At 76.8% G+C, this 18,455-nt stretch carries 6 protein-coding genes and 2 pseudogenes; 1 reads left to right on the top strand and 7 read right to left on the bottom strand.

Going from position 1 to position 18,455, the window contains the following annotated elements; genetic code table 11:
• Nucleotides 1–33: 33 nt before the first annotated feature.
• Nucleotides 34–2,565, bottom strand: coding sequence for a beta-glucosidase (locus tag ACZ5NJ_RS31125; protein WP_468769180.1), 2,532 nt, complete (start codon nucleotides 2,563–2,565; stop codon nucleotides 34–36).
• A gap of 486 nt (nucleotides 2,566–3,051) precedes the next feature.
• Here ACZ5NJ_RS31125 and ACZ5NJ_RS31120 point away from each other — a divergent pair, with 486 nt between their 5' ends.
• Nucleotides 3,052–4,368 carry an IS701 family transposase gene (locus ACZ5NJ_RS31120; RefSeq protein ID WP_468769178.1) on the top strand — a complete coding sequence of 439 codons (1,317 nt, stop codon included), beginning with the start codon at nucleotides 3,052–3,054 and terminating at the stop codon, nucleotides 4,366–4,368.
• Here the strand turns inward: ACZ5NJ_RS31120 and ACZ5NJ_RS31115 are convergent.
• The 6 genes and pseudogenes from ACZ5NJ_RS31115 to ACZ5NJ_RS31090 form a co-directional block, all read right to left on the bottom strand.
• A pseudogene (locus ACZ5NJ_RS31115) lies at nucleotides 4,358–6,127 on the bottom strand (helix-turn-helix domain-containing protein); the annotation flags it as partial. The gene ACZ5NJ_RS31120 and the pseudogene ACZ5NJ_RS31115 sit on opposite strands and share 11 nt — an antisense overlap.
• Before the next feature lie 403 nt (nucleotides 6,128–6,530).
• Nucleotides 6,531–7,256 (bottom strand): class I SAM-dependent methyltransferase, encoded by a 726-nt coding sequence (locus ACZ5NJ_RS31110; RefSeq protein ID WP_468769176.1) that lies wholly within the window; start codon nucleotides 7,254–7,256, stop codon nucleotides 6,531–6,533.
• Entirely contained in the window at nucleotides 7,253–8,566 is a 1,314-nt protein-coding gene (locus tag ACZ5NJ_RS31105) for an activator-dependent family glycosyltransferase (protein ID WP_468769174.1), read from the bottom strand. Before ACZ5NJ_RS31105 ends, ACZ5NJ_RS31110 begins: the two co-directional genes overlap by 4 nt.
• Before the next feature lie 65 nt (nucleotides 8,567–8,631).
• The gene (locus tag ACZ5NJ_RS31100) at nucleotides 8,632–9,831 is read right to left on the bottom strand and encodes a cytochrome P450 family protein (RefSeq protein ID WP_468769172.1); all 1,200 of its coding nucleotides are present in this window, start codon (nucleotides 9,829–9,831) and stop codon (nucleotides 8,632–8,634) included.
• Between the two features lie 11 nt (nucleotides 9,832–9,842).
• Nucleotides 9,843–15,359 (bottom strand): annotated as a pseudogene (locus tag ACZ5NJ_RS31095) (SDR family NAD(P)-dependent oxidoreductase); the annotation flags it as partial.
• Nucleotides 15,360–15,455: 96 nt separating this feature from the next.
• The coding region (locus ACZ5NJ_RS31090; RefSeq protein ID WP_468769170.1) for a type I polyketide synthase at nucleotides 15,456–18,455 on the bottom strand (3,000 nt) is incomplete at its 5' end.

Raw genomic sequence — 18,455 nt, 5'->3', positions numbered from 1 at the left:
CGCATCCAATCGGAAGGGGTGGGTGGGAGTCGGTCACTGGTTCAGGCGGGACGTGAGGCGTATGTCCGCCGCGGAGGAGCCGACGCTCACGGCGCGCGGGCCGGGGGCGTCGGTCCAGGCGTGGCGCCCGGTGTCCCAGTACTGGAGCTGGCGGGCGTCGACCGGGACGGTGACGCGCTTCTCCTCGCCGGGTTCGAGGGAGACCTTGGTGTAGCCGGCGAGCTTCTTGACGGCCTGCGGCGCGGAGACGAGGGGGCTGGGGCCGAGGTAGACCTGGACGGTCTCCTTGCCGGCGACGGACCCGCTGTTGCGGACGGTCACGCGGACGCTCGCCCCGGCGGCGGTGCGCTCCACGGCCAGGTCCCGGTAGTCGAACGTGGTGTACGACAGGCCGTGGCCGAACGGGAAGAGGGGGGTGACGCCCTGCTTGTCGTACCAGCGGTAGCCGGAGTGGATGCCCTCGCTGTACTCCTGCTTGCCGTCGACCCCGGGGAACCGCCTGGGGTTCCCGGCGACGGGGTGGGCGTCCTCGGAGGCGGGGAAGGTCTGGGTGAGCCGGCCGCTGGGGTTGGCGTCCCCGTACAGCAGGGCGGCGGTGGCCTGGGCGCCCTCCTGGCCGGGGTACCACATGTCGAGCACGGCGGCGGTGTCGGCGAGCCACGGCATCAGCACGGAGGAGCCGGTGTTGAGGACGACGACGGTGTGGGGGTTGGCGCGGGCGACGGCGGAGATCAGGGCGTCCTGGCCGTCGGGCAGGGAGAGCGAGGGCCGGTCGTAGCCCTCGGAGCCCTCGTCCTGGGCGAAGACGACTGCCGTCTTGGCGGTGCGGGCGGCGGCGACGGCGCGTTCGAGCTTCTGCGCGGCCTGCTGCGGGGTGACCCAGGTGAGGTCGACGGACAGCGGGCGGTCGGGCCAGGCCCAGCCGCTCATGGACAGCTTGTGGGTGCCCTTGGTGAGGCGGAGGACGACGCTGGTGGTCTCGCTGAAGGAGTCGGCGGCGTAGACCGGTTCCTGTCCTTCGATCTGCAGGACGGCGAGGCCGCCGTCGACGCGGACGCCGATGCGGTAGTCGCCGTCGGCGGGGACGGTCAGGGTGCCGTCGTAGAAGGCGCGGTCGCCGCCGGGGTCGAGCTGTTTGCCGCCGGTGAAGGCGGGGCTGAGGTTCTCCGCGGGGAGCGGGCCGCCGAGCCGGTCGACGCCGGGCTCGTAGCGGACGGTGGCGCCGGAGCCGGCCCGCTCGCGCAGGGCGTCCAGCGGGGCCTTGGCGGCGTCGGGGACGACGTGGGCGCTGCCGAGGCCGGAGACCTTGGGGCGCAGGGCGCTGTCGCCGATGACGGCGAGGTCGGTACCGGCCGCGCCGGTGAGCGGCAGGGCCGGGCGGCCGCCGGCGGGCGCGGTGTTGCGCAGCAGGACGGCGCCGTTCTCGGCGACGGCGCGGGCGGTGGCGCGGCCGGCCTGGGCGTCGCGTGCGGGCCGCGGGGCCGCGGGGGCGTCGAGGAGGCCGAAGCGCTCCATCTGGCCGACGATGCGGATCACCGAGCGGTCCAGGGCGGCCTGCGGGACGGTGCCGTCGGCGAGGGCCTTGCGCAGGGAGGAGCCGAGGTACTTGGAGTCCGGGACGGGGTCGGTGGGCTTGCCCATCTCCAGGCCGAGTTCCTGGTCGAGGCCCTTGGTGAGGTCGGCGGTGGCGTGGGTGGCGAGCCAGTCGGACATCACCCAGCCCCGGAAGCCCCACTGATCGCGCAGGACCTTCTGGAGCAGCTGGTCGTTGCCGCAGGAGTGGGTGCCGTTGACCCCGTTGTAGGCGCACATGACGGCGGCCGCGCCGGCGTCGACGGCGCTGCGGAAGGCGGGGAGTTCGACCTCCTGGAGGGTCTGCTCGTCGATGGCGGCGTCGACGGTGAAGCGGTCGGTCTCCTGGTTGTTGCCGGCGAAGTGCTTGACCGTGGCCATCAGGCCCTGGCTCTGGGTGCCCTTGATCTGGGCGGCGGCGGTGCGCGAGCCGACCAGCGGGTCTTCACTGAAGGTCTCGAAGTTGCGGCCGCCGTACGGCACCCGGATGGTGTTGACCATGGGGCCGAGGACGACGTCCTGGCCGAGGGCCCGGCCCTCGTGGCCGAGGACCTTGCCGTAGGCGGTGGCGAGGGAGTCGTCGAAGGTCGCGGCGAGCGCCGTGGGGGTGGGCAGGGCGGTGGCGCGGACGCCGTTGAGGCGGACGCCGGCCGGCCCGTCGGAGGCCTGGAGCGGGGGTACGCCCAGGCGGGGCACGCCGGGGAGGTAGCCGACGCCCCGGGCGAGGGGCCCGCCAGTGGGGCCGGCCGTCCAGTGGACGAAGGACAGCTTCTCGTCGAGGGTCATCCGGGCGACGAGGCCGCGGACGCGGGCCGTGCCCTCGGTGCGGTCCTCGGTGGCACCGGCGGGGGCGGCGGTGAGCAGGCCGCCCGTGCACAGGAGGGCCGCCGAGGCGGCGAGGAGGCGTGTGGCGCGGGGGCCGGGGCGCCACCGCCCGCGTATGCGGAGGGTGCGGCGGAGGGGTGTTCGCTCCCCTGACCTGCGGGACGGCATGGGGGGTCTCCTGAGTCTTTCGGCGGTACGGCGTGCGGCGGCCGGGCGGCCGGCGGCGGCGCGCGGGGGTGCGGCGGCCCCGGAGGGGCGCCGGGGTATGCGTACGTCCACGCTTCCGCAGATCGGGGCCGGGGAGGAGGTCGCCCGGCCACACTCTTCGCGGGACCGCGCCCTGGGGCCCGAACACCGCGCGGGAACTGGGACGTTGGGCGGTGGCGCGGTGGCCGGCGGCTGGCGGGGAGGGCCCGGAGCGGGTGCGCGGGCCCCCGGGGCGGGTCCCGGGTGGTGGCCCGGCCACCACGCGCGGCGGGCCCGGAGGGCGGTGCGGAGCGGGGCCGGGCGAGCGGGGTGACCGGTCGGTAAGTGTGTATCCGGCCTACCTGGGCCGGGCGCCGCCGGGCGGACAGGGTGGAGGGGATCCCACGACCACGACACCGCGAACCGCCCCGGCCGGCTGCCTCGGGGTGCCCGACCCCGAGGAGCGTCATGCGAACCGTTCGCCCGGCCCCGGAAGCCGAGAGCCTGTCCCGTGTCCCCGCCTCGGAGGTCCGCGCCCTGCGCACGTCGGTGCTGGGTTCGCTGCGCCGCCGCGACCAGCGGCACAAGGGCGAGCTGTACGTACGGGCCCTGCTGGACACGCCCGGCCGCAAGACGATGCGCAACCTGGCCGTGAGCACGGGTGAGCGGGCCGCGGAGCAGAGCCTGCACCACTTCATCAGCTCCTCGACCTGGGACTGGTCCCCGCTGCGGGCGGAGCTGGCGGCCGGTCTGGAGCGGCTGCTGGCGCCGCGTGCCTGGGTGGTGCGCCCGCTGGTGATCCCGAAGACGGGCCGGCACTCGGTGGGGGTGGGGCGCAGGTTCGTCCCGCAGCTGGGGCAGGTCGTCAACAGCCAGCACGGGTACGGGCTGTGGCTGGCCTCGGGCGCGGCGGCGGCCCCGGTGAACTGGCGGCTGTCGCTGAGCGGGGACTGGCTCGACGACACGGAATTGCGCCGCCGGGCGGCGATCCCCGACGACTCGGTGGACGCGGGGGCCGCGGCCGCGCCGGAGGCGCTGGCCGTGGACATGGTGGTGGAGGCGGCCGGCTGGACCGGGGCGGCGCTGCCGGTGGTGGCCGACGCCCGGGAGGAGGCCGTGCTGCCGCTGGTGGAGGCGTTCGCGCGGGCCGGCCTGCCGTTCCTGATACGGATCGGGACCGGTACGGGCCTGCTCGCACCGAACCTGTCGGCCGGGCGCAGCCGGGCCGTGGCGGGGTCGGCGGGCGGGCTGGCGGAGCTGGCGCGGCCGCAGCGGCGGCCGGTGCAGTGGCCGGACCCGGCCCGGCCGGGGCGGACGCAGACCTCGCTGGTGGGGCTGCTGCCGGTGCGGCTGCCGGGCGGTCCGGCAGCGGTGCCGCTGACGCTGGTCGGGGTGTGGTCGCCGACCTCCCGGGAGGTGTCGGAGCTGTGGCTGACCAGTCTGACGGGCGCCGGCCGGGGCACGCTGCTGGGGCTGGGCGGCCTGATCGGGCGGGCCGACGCCGACTTCCGCGACACCAGCCTCCCGGTCGGCGCACTGGACTTCGAGGGGCGGTCCTACAAGGGCTGGCACCGGCACGCCACGCTCGTGTCGCTGGCGCACGCCTCACGGCTGCTGGAGGCGGGCGCGCACCGGGGCCCCGTCGCGTCGGTCACGTCGATCCCGCTGACGGGGGGACGGCGGGTGCGGGGTCGAGTGCGGCGCGCGCCCGGTGCAGCCGCAGCGCGAGCTGAAGTTCCAGCGCCTGGTCGGGGTGCTGCCAGTCCCGGCCGAGCAGCTGGGTGATGCGTTCCAGGCGGCGGGAGACCGTGTTGGGGTGCACGTAGAGGATCTCGGCGGCCCGGGTGGGGCTGCCGGCGGCGCTGAACCAGCCGTCGAGGGTCTCCACCAGGTTGCCGAAACGTTCCGCGTCGTGCTCCAGCAGCGGGCCCAGGGTGCGTTCGACGAACCCGGGGACGTCGTGGTCGTCGGAGAGCAGCATGCCGAGGAAGCCGAGGTCGCGGTCGTCGGCGGAGCGGCCGGTGGCGCCGAGGGCGGTGAGCGCCTCCAGGCAGCGCAGGGCCTGCCGGTAGGAGGGGTGGACGGCCTCGGCGCCCCGCGCGGGCCCGCAGGCGCCGGCCGTCACCGGGGCGCCGGTGGCGGTGGCGAGGTCGGCGCGCACCCGCGCGGCCGCACCGGCCGCGTCCTCTCCGGGCAGCAGCAGGACGAGCCGGTCGCCCTGGAGGGTCTTCATGCCCCGGTGGCGGCGGGCGTAGGCGGCGGCCCAGCTCTCGACGAGGCCGGCCGCCGGACTGTGTGCATCGGCGACGACCAGCACGTACGGGCGCTGGAGCACGGCGGCGAGGGCGCGGGCCCGTTCCACCAGCCGCTCGGCCGGGGCCTCCCAGGTGGTGAGGTCGGCGAGCAGGTCGTCGCGCACCCGCCCTTCGACGGCGCTGGAGCGCTGGACGACGAGCAGCAGGGCGACGGTACGGGCGTAGGAGAGCAGGACCCGCTCGCCCGGCGGTCCTGCGTCGGCGTCCGGGTGGAACAGGAGGCAGCCGATCTCCTCCGAGCGCACCGACAGCGGGAGCACCCAGGTGCCGTCGGACAGCGGGCAGGCCACGCCGGTGGCGGCCGCGTTGAGCCGTACGCGGTCCAGCTCCCCGGGGTCGGGGCGGGGCATCCGTCCGCGTTCGGCGAGCCGTTCGCCGGCCGCGCCGCGCACGGCGAGGCTGCCGCCGAGTTCGGCGGCGGCCCGGGTGAGGAGGGCGTCGAGGCCCACGCCGTCGAGGACGAGCTGGACGAGCTCGTCCTGGACGCTGCCCGCGCGCAGGGCGTCGCCGAGGGAGGCCCGGACGCGTGAACCGGCCTGCGCCAGTTCGGCGTTGGCGGTGTGGACGCCCTCCAGCAGGCGGGCGCTCTGGATGGCCGTGGCGGCGAGATCGGCGAGGGAGCGCATCAGCGCGACCTCGTCGGGGGTGAAGTGGTGGATGCCGCGCGCGGCCACGTACAGGTAGCCGATGTGCCGGTCGTCCGCGCACAGCGGGACGCCGAGCACCGCCTGGAGGGATTCGGCGTGCAGCACCTCGTCCAGGGCGGTGGCGTGGGTGGTGCGGTCGTCGGCGAGGTGGTCGGCGGTCCAGAAGGGGGCGGGCCGCTCCCCGGGCCCGGCCGCCGCGGGCAGCGCGCCGGCGGGGATGCGGTAGCCGACGGTGAGGGCGCTGACGGCGCCGTCGGCGGTGGTGAGGGTGGCGGCTCCGTCCTCGTCGAGGAGGACGGCGGCCGCCAGGTCCATGGTGGTCATGAGCCGGGCCCGGCGGGTGACCAGGCGCAGGGTCGCGTCGAGGCTGCCGGGGCGGGTCAGGTCTCGGGCGGCGTCGACGAGCGCGGCGAGTTCGGCCTCGCGCCGGCTGCGCCGTTCGAAGTGGGCGGTGACCTCCAGGGCGAGGCCCCTGGCGCGCTCCAGCCGTTCGAGGTGTGGTGCGGGGCCCGCGGTGCGGGCGCGGGCGACGAGTTGGTCGTAGGCGCGGGCCGGTGCCTCGCCCGCCAGGAGTTCGAGCACGCGAAGTGCGCCGTCGTCGGTGTGGGAGTCCTCCCCGGTCACTGTTGCCCCCGATCGGCCGGATCCGTCGATGGCGGGGAAAGTAACGTCCGGTTATAAGGAGCGTCAACCGACCTTTATGGCCTGCATACATGTGGTATCGCGGTGATCCGGCCACCGCCGGGGGCTCCGGGACGGGGCCCCCGGGGTGCCCGCGCCACCTGGCCCGGGCCCGCGCCGCGGCCTACGCTGGACCGTTTGCCCCGGCAACGCCAGGGGCCCGGCGCGGCCCCGGCCGGGGTCCGGAAGGAGCCCCGGAGCGGCCGGCGGGCGGCCCGGGAAGGGCCCGGAGTCCGGCGGTACACGAGTGGTCCTGGTCCAGACCTCTGCCGGGGCCCGGCCGGAACCCCAGGCGATCGATGGCTCAGGCGGGCACGCCGACGAACAGGCCGCGGCCCGACGGCCCGCCCTCCAGGAACTCCACCTCCAGGCCCGCCCGGACGAACGCCCGCTCGTACGCCGCCCGCTCGAAGAGGGTGATGCGGTGGCTCTCCGCGAGGTGCGCGATCTCCTCGCCCGGTGCGGCGATCAGGTAGTGGACGTCGATGCGGGTGGCGTCGTCCTCCAGCCGCGAGTGCGAGACGCGTGAGATGGTCCTGCCCTCCGCCTCGGTGATCGACGCCCCGACGTACCCGGGGGTGAAGGTCTCCGGGAACCACCACGGCTCCACCACGACCACTCCGCCCGCCGGGTCGAGGTGGGCGGCGAACCGGGCGAGCGCCGCGTCGAGTTCGGCCTGGTCGCGCATGTGGCCGATGGAGCTGAACATGCAGGTGACGGCGGAGTGGGTGGTGCCGAGCGCGAAATCGCGCATGTCTCCGAGGTGCACGGGCACGTCCGGGTTGCGGCGGACCGCCAGCTCGCGCATGTCCGGGGAGATCTCGACCCCCTCGACGGACGCGAAGAGGCGGGCCAGGTGCTCCAGGTGGAGGCCTGTGCCGCAGGCCACGTCCAGGACGCTGTGCGCGCCCGGCACCCGGGAGCCGATCAGCGCGGCGAGGTCGGCGGCCTCGCGGGCGTAGTCCTTGCCCTTGCCCTGGTGGACGAGGTCGTAGAGGCGGGCGATGCCGCCCGCGTAGGCGGTGGTCACGAGGGGTCTCCTTGGCCGGGGTGGGCGGAACCCGGGCGGCCGGCGCGGTGCTCCGCCGCCAGCCGTTCCAGGGTCGGTACGAGTGCGGCGGGCGTCGGCTGCGCGAGGGCTTCCTCGCGCAGCCGGCGGGCCCCGGCCGCGAGCGAGGGGTCGGTGAGGGCCCGTACGACGGCCTCGCGGAGGGTGGCCGCGTCCAGCTTCGCCGGGGGCAGGTCGATGCCCGCGCCCGCTCCGGCGTGCAGTTCGGCCTTGAGCGGGGCGTCCCACAGGGAGCCGACGATGACCTGCGGCACCCCGTGCACGGTGGCGGTGTAGCCGGTGCCGGCGCCGCCGTGGTGGACGATGGCCGCGCAGGTGGGCAGCAGGGCGTCCATGGGGACGAAGTCCACGGCCCGGATGTTGCCGGGGAGGGCCGCGCGGTCCTGGAGCTGGCCGGCGTCGAGGGTCGCGACGATCTCGGCGTCGACGTCGCCGAGGGCGTGCAGGAGCTCCTCGAAGGGGACGGCGTCCCGCCCGTACGTCTCGCGGGCCGACACCCCGAGGGTGACGCAGACCCGGGGCCGGGCGGGCGGCTCGTACAGCCAGTCGGGGACGACCGAGGGCCCGTTGTACGGGACGAAGCGCATCGGCAGCACCTCGCCGGGCACCGGTATGCGCAGGGCCTCGGGGGCGGGGTCGATGCTCCACATGCCCCCGACGAGCTCCTCGACGGCGGCGGCGTCGGGGGTGACGCCGAAGCGGCTCAGGGTCCAGGTGAGCCAGTCGGCCATCGGGTCCTCGCGGCACTCCTCGGGCTGGAGGGCGCGCAGGGCGAGGAACTGGCGGCGGGCGTTCAGGATGACGTCGGGGCCCCACAGCAGCCGGGCGTGGGCCGCGCCGACGACGTGCGCGGCGATCGGGCCGGCGTAGGTGAAGGGTTCCCACAGCACCAGGTCGGGCCGCCAGGCCCGGGCCAGCGCGACGGTGTCGTCGATGGTCGTGTCGCCGTTCAGCGGCGCGAACGACATGGCCGTCATCATGGTCTGCTGTCCGAGGGCGTGTTCCCAGCCCAGCGGGCCGCCACGGGTCTGCGCGAAGTCCAGGCCCTGCTGGTAGGGGGTGGGATCGCCGCCGATCTGCGTCATCAGCTCCACGATGGAGTCGAGGTCGCCGACGGGCGCGGCCGTCAGCCCCGACCCGTTGATCACGTCGGTGAGCGCGGGCTGGCTGGCCACCCGTACCTCGTGCCCGGCGGCGCGCAGCGCCCAGGCCAGCGGCACCAGGTTGTAGTAGTGCGTGTTGTGCGCGAAGCACGTGATCAGGACGCGCATGGCATCCGCTCTCCCTACGGTCGGGGCGGGTCGGGGCGGGGTTCGGGGAGGAACGTGGGCCGGGTTCAGGGGCGGGCGCGGCCGGCGGTGACCGGCTGGCGCGCCGGGGCCCGCAGGACGGGCGAGCGCAGCCGGGTCACCGGGTCGCCGTCGGCGCGCAGGGCCGGGAGGGTCTCGGCGAGGGTGCGCAGCGCGGCGCGCGCGACGGCCTTGACGAGGTGCGCGGACAGCCCGAAGTGCAGGTCGGGCGAGAGCCCGAAGGGCGGGGCGTCGGCCGCGGCCCGCGGGTCGCGGTTGACGGCGGCGACGAGGAGGGTGACGCGGGCGCCGACGGGGAGTTCGGTGCCGGCGAGGGTGACGGCGGTGCGCACGACGCGGGACTCCAGCCGGACGGGGGGCGCCGTGCGCAGGGTGTGCTCGACGACCTCCCCGGCCAGGTCGGGGTCCTCGGCCAGCCGCTGCCAGCCGCCGGGTTCGTCGAGCAGCAGGCGGACGGCGTTGGCGATGAGGACGGCGGTGGGCTCGGCCGCGCTGAGGGCCATGATCTTCGCGGCGCGGACGGTGTCGGCGGTGGACTCGTACAGGGCGTCGGTCAGCAGGTCGACCATGGCCGTCTCGGCGGCCTCGGCGGCCAGCGCCGTGGCGTGGGTCTGCGGGCACAGCAGGCCGTCCAGGGCGTGGCGGCAGTCGGGCAGGAGGCGGGAGAACCGCTCGTGGGCGGCCTCGGGCAGGCCGAGCTGTTCGGCGAGGACGGGGCCGGTGAGCCGGCGGGCGAAGTCCTCGGCGAGGTCGAAGCGGTCGCCGAGCGCGGCCAGGAGCGTACGGGCCCACGTGGCGGTCCGCTTCTCCACGGACTCGGCGTCGTCCGCCCACAGCAGACCGCCGCCGAAGGCGGTGAGCGCGGCGAGCGGCGCGGCGGAGGCGCGGTCGAGGGTGAGGACGGCGCTGCGGAAGGGGAGCGGGTCCCCGCCGGGGGTGTCGGCGGCGGGGCCGGGACCGTCGAAGGCGGGGTGGTCGACGACCTCCTGGGCGACGGCCCGGTCGGCGGTGACCCAGGTGTCCAGCAGGGTGCTGTGGTGGAGCGGGCCGAGGGCGCGGACGGCCTCCTCGGCGGCGGTCGGCTCTCCGGTGCCGGCGCGCAGGACCAGGCCGTACGGGTCGGCTTCGATGCCGGCGAACCACTGGGCGGCGCGGGTGAGTTGGTTCCTGCGGGCCCGGCGGGCGATGTCCCGTCCGCGGTCCTCGGTCAGCAGCTCGGAGGTCATGTTTCTCCTCGTCATCGGTTGCAGCCGGGCAGTGCGTCCAGCCAGGCGTCGACGGCGCGGGCCGCGGCCGGGGCGTGCTCGGTCATCATCGTGAAGTGGTTGCCCGGGACGTCGGTGACGGTGTGGGCGGCGTCCCAGACGGATCGCCAGTCCTCGCGGGGGTCGGTCCACGCGGCCATGGGTTCTCCGGCGCGCAGGTGCAGGACCGGGGCGCGGGTGGGCTCCGGTGTCCAGTCGAGGAGGAGTCGGTGATAGGCACCCATGGCGGTGAGCCGGGTGTCGTCGAGGGGTACGGGCGAGCGGTCCATCGCCCAGCGCAGCATGACATCCCGCCAGACGCCCATGGCTCCGGGCGCGCTGGGGGTGTAGATGTCGGCGAGGACCAGGGCGGCGGGGCCGGTGCCGTGCCGTTCCAGGTGACGGGTGAGGGCGTGGGCGGCGTTGGCGCCGGCGGAGTGTCCGATCAGGGCGTACGGGCGGCCCTGCGCGAGCCGCTCGACGGCGGCGGCGTGCGCGGCGCAGAGGGCCTCCAGCGAGTCCGGCAGCGGCTCCCCGTCCCGGAACCCGGGCTGGGCGAGGGCGACGACGTCCCGGCGTCCGGCGAGGGCGCCGGCCAGGGCGGAGAACTCCAGGGGGCCGGACACGGCGGCGGTTCCGGCGACGCCGATGAGCAGGAGCGGGGCGTCCGGTGCGGCCCGGCCGGCCGGCGCTGCCTGGGCGAGGTGGACCGGGGGAAGGGGGTGGGGGCGGTCGGCGGTGAAGACGGGGCGGAGGGCTGCGACGGCCGCCAGGGCGTCGACCGCACGGTCGACGCGGCCCTCCTCCACGGCGGCGCGGTACAGGGCGGTGAGGGTGCCGCCGCCGGTCCGGCGGTCTCCGGCCGGTGCGGCGGATCCGGCCGGACCGGGGAGGTGTCCGGGGTCCTGGAGGAGCTCCAGGAGGTGGTCGGCGAGGGCGGCGGGGGTGTCGTGGTCGAACAGGGCCTCGGGGGCCGGTTCGAGCCCGGTGGCGGCGGTGAGGCGGCGGCGCAGCTGGGTGACGGCCAGCGAGTCGAAGCCGATGAGCAGGAAGCGGGCGTCCGGCTCGACCTCGTCGCCGTGCCCGTACCCGAGCACGGTGGCGGCCTCCGTCCGCACCAGCGCGAGCAGCGCCTCCCGCCGGGCCTGCGGCCCCATCCCGGCCAGCCGCCGGCCGAGGCCGTCCGGGCCGGCGGCCGCGCCGCCGGGGGCGGGGGTGCCGGCCGGGGTGCCGGCCGGGGGGAGGAGGGGGGTGAGGAGGGGGCTGGGCCGGTAGGAGGTGAAGGAGTCCGCGAAGCGGGGCCAGTCCGTGTCGGTGACCGTCAGCGTGGGGGTGCCGTCGGCGACGGCGGCGAAGAGTTCGTCCAGGGCGGCCTCCGGGGCCATCGGGCGGACGCCCCTGCGCAGCAGGTACGCGCCGCCCTCCCCCTCGCCCATGCCGTCCCCGCCCCACAGGCCCCACGCCACGGAGGTCGCGGGCAGGCCGTCGGCGTGGCGGCACAGGGCCAGCGCGTCGAGGCCGGCGTTGGCGGCGGCGTACGCGCACTGGCCGGCGCTGCCCCAGACGCCCGCGCCCGAGGAGTAGAGGGCGAACGCGTCGAGGGCGAGGGGCCGGGTGAGTTCGTCCAGGTGGCGGGCGCCGGTCAGCTTGCCGGCGTAGACCTCGGCGAAGGTGTCGGGACCGGCCCCGGTCAGCGGGCCGACCTGGGGGATGCCCGCCGCGTGGAAGACGGCGGTGAGCGGGGCGTCGGCGGGGACCTCCGCGAGCAGGGCGGCGACCGCCTCCCGGTCCGCGAGGTCGCAGGCGGCGAAGGTCACCTTGGCGCCCAGCGCGAGCAGTTCGCCCTCCAGCGCCTCCGCCCCGGGCGCCTGCCGGCCACGCCGCCCGACGAGCAGCAGGTGCGCGGCCCCCTCCGCGGCGAGCCGCCGCGCGAGGTGCCCCCCGAGGGCCCCGGTCCCCCCGGTGACCAGCACGGTCCCCCGGGGCCGGTACCCGGCCCCGGAGCCGGGTGCCGGCGGTGCGGGGGACGGTTCGAGGCGGCGGCCGTGCGTACGGCCGTGGCGTACGGCCACCTGGTCCTCGGGGCCGCCGAGCGAGGCGGCGAGGAGGGTCCAGGACGCGGCGTCCGGAGTCTCGGGCAGGTCGACCAGGCCGCCCCAGCGGGCGGGGAGTTCGAGGGCCGCGACCCTGCCGAGGCCCCACAGCTGGGCGCCCGCCGGCCGGGGCCGCTCGCCGGTGGCCGTGGCGACGGCTCCGCGGGTCGCGCACCAGAGGCGTGCGGGGACGGCCCGCTCCTCCAGGGCCTGGACGAGGGCGAGCGTGGCCCGGACCCCGGCCGGGACCGAGCCGCGGTCCGGTCCCTCCCGTTCGTCGGCCCCGAGGAGGGAGAGGACTCCGGTGAGGGTGCCGGCGCCGGCGGCGTCCAGCAGCGCGGCCAGCGTCGTGCGGTCGGCGGTGTCGGCGTCGACGGCCACCCGGCGGACGTCCGCGCCGAGCGCGGTCAGGGCGCGCTCGGCGGCGTCGCCGTCGCCGGAGGTGAGGTCCTGGGCGGACTCGACCAGCAGCCAGCTCCCGGTGAGCCGCGCCCCGTCCGCCGCCGGCAGCGGCTGCCAGACGACGCGGTGGCGCAGGCTTCCCGGGGCCGCCGGAACCCCCGTGCCCGCCGGGACCGCGGGAAGGCCCGGGATCGTCGGCCCGGTCGGCCGGGTGCGGGGGGTCGGGGCGATCCAGAAGCGGCGGTGCTGCCAGGCGTAGACGGGCAGGGGGGCCGGGTGGGCGCCCGGGGCGTCGTCGAAAAGGCGGGCGCGGTCCAGTGCGGCGCCGCGGGCGGCGGCCACGGCCACGGCCTTCAGCAGGGTCTCGGCCTCGGGCCGGCCCCGGCGCAGGACCGGGACGGCCACGTGCGCGTCGGAGGCCAGGACCTCCTCCGCCATGGCGGACAGGACGGCGTCGGGCCCGAGTTCGACGAAGGTGACGGCCCCCAGGTCGCGGGCGGTCCGCACGCCGTCGGCGAAGCGGACCGTCGAGCGGACGTGCGCGGCCCAGTAGGCGCCGGTGCGCAGGTCGTCGCCGGCGGCGCGCAGCCCCGTGACGTCGGAGACGACGGGGATGCGCGGGGCGCGGTAGGTGAGCCGGTCGGCGAGGGCGCGGAACTCCTCCAGCATCGGTTCCATGAGCGGGGAGTGAAAGGCGTGGCTGACGGTGAGCCGCCTGGTCTTGCGGCCCTGTTCCGCCAGCCGGGCGCCGATCGCCGCGACGGCCTCCTCGGTGCCCGAGACGACCACGGCGCGCGGTCCGTTGACGGCGGCGACATCGGCGCCGGGGTGCCCGGCGAGCAGCGCCCGCACCTCGTCCTCGCCGGCCCGTACGGAGAGCATCGCGCCGCCGGCCGGCAGGGCCTGCATCAGCCGGCCCCGGGCGGCGACGAGGGCGCAGGCGTCGTCGAGGTCGAGCACGCCGGCCGCGTGGGCGGCGGCGATCCCCCCGACGGAGTGCCCGAGGAGGACGTCGGGCCGCATGCCCCAGTGCTCCAGCAGCCGGAACAGCGCCACCTCCACCGCGAACAGGGCGGCCTGCGCGTACTGGGTGCGGTGCAGCAGCTCCTCCTCCGGGCTGCCGGGCGCGGCGTCGAGGACGGCGGCGAGGGGCCGGTCCAGGTGGGGGTCGAGGCGTTCGACGACGGCGTCCAGCGCGGCGGCGAACACCGGGTGCGCGGCGCTCAGTCCGCGGGCCATGCCGGGGCGCTGGCTGCCCTGCCCGGTGAACAGGAACGCGGTCTTCGCGTCCCGGCGCCGCACGCCCCGTACCACCGCCGCGGAGGGTGTCCCGTCGGCGAGCGCGTCGAGGCCCCGGGCGAGCTCGGCGTACGTGGTGCCGAGGACGACGGCCCGGTGCTCGAAGGCGGTGCGGGTCGCGGCGAGCGCGTACCCGATGCCGAGGGCGTCGGGCGCGGCGCCGGCGAGGTGCTCCCGCAGCCGCCGCGCCTGGGCGATCAGCGCGTCCTCGGACCGCCCGGAGACGAACCACGGCACGACGGCGGCCCCGGTGGCGGACCCGCCCGAAGCGGGAGCGGCGTCCACGGCCGCGGCCGGATCGGTGTTCGCGTCCGCGGCCGGGGCGGGGGCCGGGGCCGGGGCGGGGGCCGGGGGGCGGGGGGCCTCCTCCAGGATGAGGTGGGCGTTCGTCCCGGCGACGCCGAACGCGGAGACGGCCGCCCGGCGGGGGCGCGGGCCCGCCGGCCACTGGACCGGGGCGGTGAGCAGCCGGACGCCGCCCGAGGACCAGTCGACGTGCGGGGTGGGGCGGTCGGCGTGCAGGGTCTTGGGCAGCAGGCCGTGCCGCATGGCCTGGATGGTCTTGATGACCCCGCCCACCCCGGCGGCCGCCTGGGCGTGCCCGATGTTCGACTTGAGGGAGCCGAGCCGCAGCGGGCGGTCCGCCGCCCGGTCCGTGCCGTAGACGGCCAGGAGGGCCTGCGCCTCGATCGGGTCGCCGAGCCGGGTGCCCGTGCCGTGCGCCTCGACGGCGTCGACGTCCTGCGGTTCCAGGCCGGCGTCGGCGAGGGCCCGGCGGATGACGCGCTGCTGCGAGGGCCCGTTGGGGGCGGTGAGGCCGTTGCTGGCGCCGTCCTGGTTGACCGCCGAGCCGCGGATCACCGCGAGGATCCGCCGCCCCGCGCGGACGGCGTCGGAGAGCCGCTCCAGGACGAGGACGCCGACGCCCTCGGCCCAGCCGGTGCCGTCCGCGTCGGCGGAGAAGGCCTTGCAGCGGCCGTCGGCGGCCAGCCCCTTCTGCCGCGAGAACTCGACGAACGCGGCCGCGTCCGGCATGACGGCGACACCACCCGCGAGGGCGAGGCCGCTCTCGCCGCGCCGCAGCGCCGCCACCGCGAGGTGCAGGGCGACGAGTGAGGAGGAACAGGCCGTCTCCACCGTCATGGAGGGCCCTTCGAGGCCGAGGGCGTACGAGATCCGGCCGGACATCACGGCGTCGGCGCTGCCCGTCAGGAGGTAGCCCTCGGAGCCCTCGGGGACGGTGTCCGGGTCGGTCGCGTACGACCCGTGGGCGGCGCCCACGTACACGCCCGTCCCGCTGCCGCGCAGGGAGCGCGGGTCGATGCCGGCGCGTTCCAGGGCCTCCCAGGAGGTCTCCAGCAGCAGCCGCTGCTGGGGATCCATGACGACGGCCTCGCGCGGGGAGATCCCGAAGAACGCGGCGTCGAAGTCGGCCGCGCCCGCGAGGAACCCGCCCCGGTCGCAGTAGGTGGTGCCCTGCGATTCGGGGTCGGGGTCGTAGAGCCCGGCCAGGTCCCAGCCCCGGTCGCGGGGGAAGGGCCCGGTGGCGTCCCGTCCGGAGGCGACGAGGTCCCAGAGCTCCTCGGGCGAGTCGGCGCCGGGGTAGCGGCAGGCCATGCCGACCACCGCGACGGGCTCGTGCGCGGCCGCGGCCAGCTCCCGGTTGAGCCTGCGGAGGCGCTCGCTCTCCTTCAGCGAGGTGCGGAGCGCCTCCATGAGCTTTTCGGAGGACATGGCCATCGGTGGTCCCTCTCTGGGTACGGCGGTACGGCACTACGGCGGGCGGACGGTCCGGGCGGGGCCGGGGGGAGGTCAGGCGGCGGATTCCCGCAGGGCCAGGGCGATCAGCGCGTCCTCGTCGAGGTCGTCGATGCCGTCGAGGTCGTCGACCGCCCCGGCCGGGCCGGGGACGTCCGGGCCGCCGGCGCCGGATCCGCCCCGGGCCCCATCGAACGTGCCGCCGCCTGAGCCCCGCTCGGGCGGCGCCGCGAGGGCGAGGAGGGTGTCCAGCAGGCCCGACTCCCGCAGCACGGCGAGCGGTACGGCCGCCAGGGCGGCCCGGATCCGCGCCTCCTCGGGGTCGTCTCCGGATCCGTGTCCCGGGAGGCCCGGTGCGAGGAGTTCGAGCAGGTGTCCGGCGACCGCGGCGGGCGTCGGGTGGTCGAAGACCAGCGTCGGGGGCAGCTTGCGGCCCGCGGCGGCGCTGAGCCGCTGCGCCAGCTCACCGGCCGTGAGGGAGCTGAACCCGATGTCCCGGAAGGCCCCTTCGGGGTCGACGTCCTCCGGCCCGGCGTACCCGAGTACGGCCGCGACGGCGCGGCGCACCCCGTCGAGGACGATCTCGTACCGCTCGGCGGGCCCGGCGGCCGCGAGCAGCCCGGGCAGGCCGTCGCCGGCCGGCTCGGCGCCGCCGTCGGAGGCACCGCCGACGGCCTCGCGCACGCCGGGCAGTCCGCCGATGAGCGGGCTGGGCCGGAAGGTGGTGAACCCCTTGGCGAACAGGGGCCAGTCCATGTCGGCGAGGGCCACGCACACGTCCTCGCGGTCGAGGGCCCGGCCGAGGGCCGCCACGGCCTGCGCGGGGTCCATGGGGCGCAGGCCCCGGCTGCTGAGGAACTCCTCTCCGGCGCCCTCGCCCATTCCGCCGCCGCCCCACAGGCCCCAGGCGACGGAGGTGGCGGGCAGGCCCTCGGCGCTGCGCTGTGCGGCGAGGGCGTCCAGGGCGGCGTTGGCGGCCCCGTAGGCGCTCTGGCCGCCGCTGCCCCAGACCCCGGCGCCGGAGGCGTAGAGCACGAACGCGTCGAGCTCCAGGCCCCGGGCGCGGGTGAGTTCGTGCAGGTGGCGGGCGCCGGTGACCTTGCCCGCGTACACGTCGGCGAAGGAGCCGGTGCCGGTGTCGAGGAACGCCTCGGAGTGCGGGACGCCGGCGGTGTGGAAGACGGCGGTGGGCGGGTGGGCGTCCAGGAGGGCGGCGAGCGCGTCCCGGTCGGAGACGTCGCAGGCGGCCACGGTCACCTCGGCGCCGAGGGCGCGCAGTTCGGCGGCCAGCGCGTCGGCGCCGGGCGCACCGGGCCCGCGCCGTCCGGTGAGGACGAGGTGTGCGGCGCCGGCGGTGGCGAGCCAGCGGGCGACGTGCGCGCCGAGGGCGCCGGTGCCGCCGGTGACCAGGACGGTCCCGCGCGGGGTGTACGCACGGCGGGCGGGCGTCCCGGCGGCGGGGACGAGCCGGCGCCCGTAGACACCGGAGGGCCGTACGGCGACCTGGTCCTCGCCCGAGAGGGCCGAGGGGCCGGCGAGGACGGACAGGAGCCGCTGCCAGGCGCGCTCGTCGGGGGTCTCGGGGAGGTCGACGAGGCCGCCCCACAGGGTGGGCAGCTCCAGTGCGATGCCGCGCCCGAGACCCCAGACCTGGGCCCCTTCCGACCGGGGCACCTCGCCCGGGGACACGGCCACCGCGCCCCGGGTGACGGTCCACAGCCGGCCGGTGAGTCCCGCGTCGGCGGCGGCCTGCGCCAGCAGTGCGGTGCCCACGGCGGCGAGGGGCAGCTCGGGGTGGTCGGGGTGCGGGAGTCCGGCGGTCCCGAGGAGGGAGAGCACCCGGGCGTGGCCGGTGTACGGGGTGAGGGAGGCGGCCAGTCCGGTGCGGGTGGCGGTGGCCGCGTCGACGGTGAGCCGGTCGACGCGGACGCCGTGACGGGCGAGGGCGGCTTCGGCTTCGTCGGCGAGGGCGGCGTCCGTCCCGGCGGGGACCACCAGCAGCACGGGCCCGGCCGGGGCCTCGCCGGCACCGGCGCCGGGGAGGGCGGTCCAGGTGGTGCGGTAGCGCCAGCCGTCGATGCCGTCCGGTCCGGCGGCCGGGGCGACGGAGGGCGCGGAGGGCTCCAGCCAGTGGTGCCGGCGCTGGAAGGCATACGTCGGCAGGTCGACACGGCGGGCCCCGGTCCCCTCGAAGAGGGAGGCCCAGTCGATGTCCACGCCCCGCACGAACAGCTCGGCGGCGGAGGTCAGGAGGCGCTCCCAACCGCCCTCGTCACGGCGCAGGGAACCGACGGCGAGGACCTCGTCACCCGTCTCCTGGATGCCCATGACCAACACGGGGTGCGCACTGGACTCCACGAACGTGGCGAATCCCTTGGCGAGCAGCGCGCGGACGGTGTCCTCGAAGCGGACGGGCTGTCGCAGGTTGCGGTACCAGTACGCGGCATCGAGGACGGGTTCCCTGAGCAGACCGCCGGTCACGGTCGAGTAGAAGGGAACCTCGGGCCGGCGCGGAACGATCGGGCCGAGGACGTCGAGCAGTTCGGCCTCGATCCGCTCGACGTGCGCCGAATGCGAGGCGTAGTCGACGGGCACCTGACGCGCCCGAATCCCCTCCGCCTGAGCCTCCGCCACGAACGCGGCCACGGCATCGGCATCACCGGCCACCACGGTGCTCGACGGCCCGTTGACCGCAGCGACACCGAGCCGACCCGTCCACCCCGCAAGCCGCTCCTCGACCTCGGCCAACGGCAACGGCAGGGAAGCCATGCCCCCCAGCCCCGCCAGCTCACGCCCGATCACGGCAGCGCGCAAGGCCACCACCCGGGCGGCATCCTCCAACGACAACGCACCCGAAACGGCCGCAGCGGCGATCTCACCCTGCGAATGCCCCACCACCGCATCCGGAGCAACACCCAGGGAATGCCACACCGCGGCCAGTGACACCATGACCGCCCAGGTCACCGGCTGGACCACATCCACCCGGTCCAGAGAGCGACCTTCCCTGACGACCTCCACCACATCGAAGTCGACAAAGGGCGCCAGCGCGTCCGC

Source organism: Streptomyces sp. NPDC032091, from assembly GCF_055580265.1.
Note: the sequence above shows the minus strand (reverse complement) of the source record. Positions and strands in the feature narration are given on the sequence as shown.

What these genes read in the sequence shown, in the direction of transcription:
- ACZ5NJ_RS31105 (WP_468769174.1), bottom strand. Translation starts at nt 8,566, where the DNA reads ATGCGCGTCCTGATCACGTGCTTCGCGCACAACACGCACTACTACAAC.
- ACZ5NJ_RS31120 (WP_468769178.1), top strand. Translation starts at nt 3,052, where the DNA reads ATGCGAACCGTTCGCCCGGCCCCGGAAGCCGAGAGCCTGTCCCGTGTC.
- ACZ5NJ_RS31125 (WP_468769180.1), bottom strand. Translation starts at nt 2,565, where the DNA reads ATGCCGTCCCGCAGGTCAGGGGAGCGAACACCCCTCCGCCGCACCCTC.
- ACZ5NJ_RS31100 (WP_468769172.1), bottom strand. Translation starts at nt 9,831, where the DNA reads ATGACCTCCGAGCTGCTGACCGAGGACCGCGGACGGGACATCGCCCGC.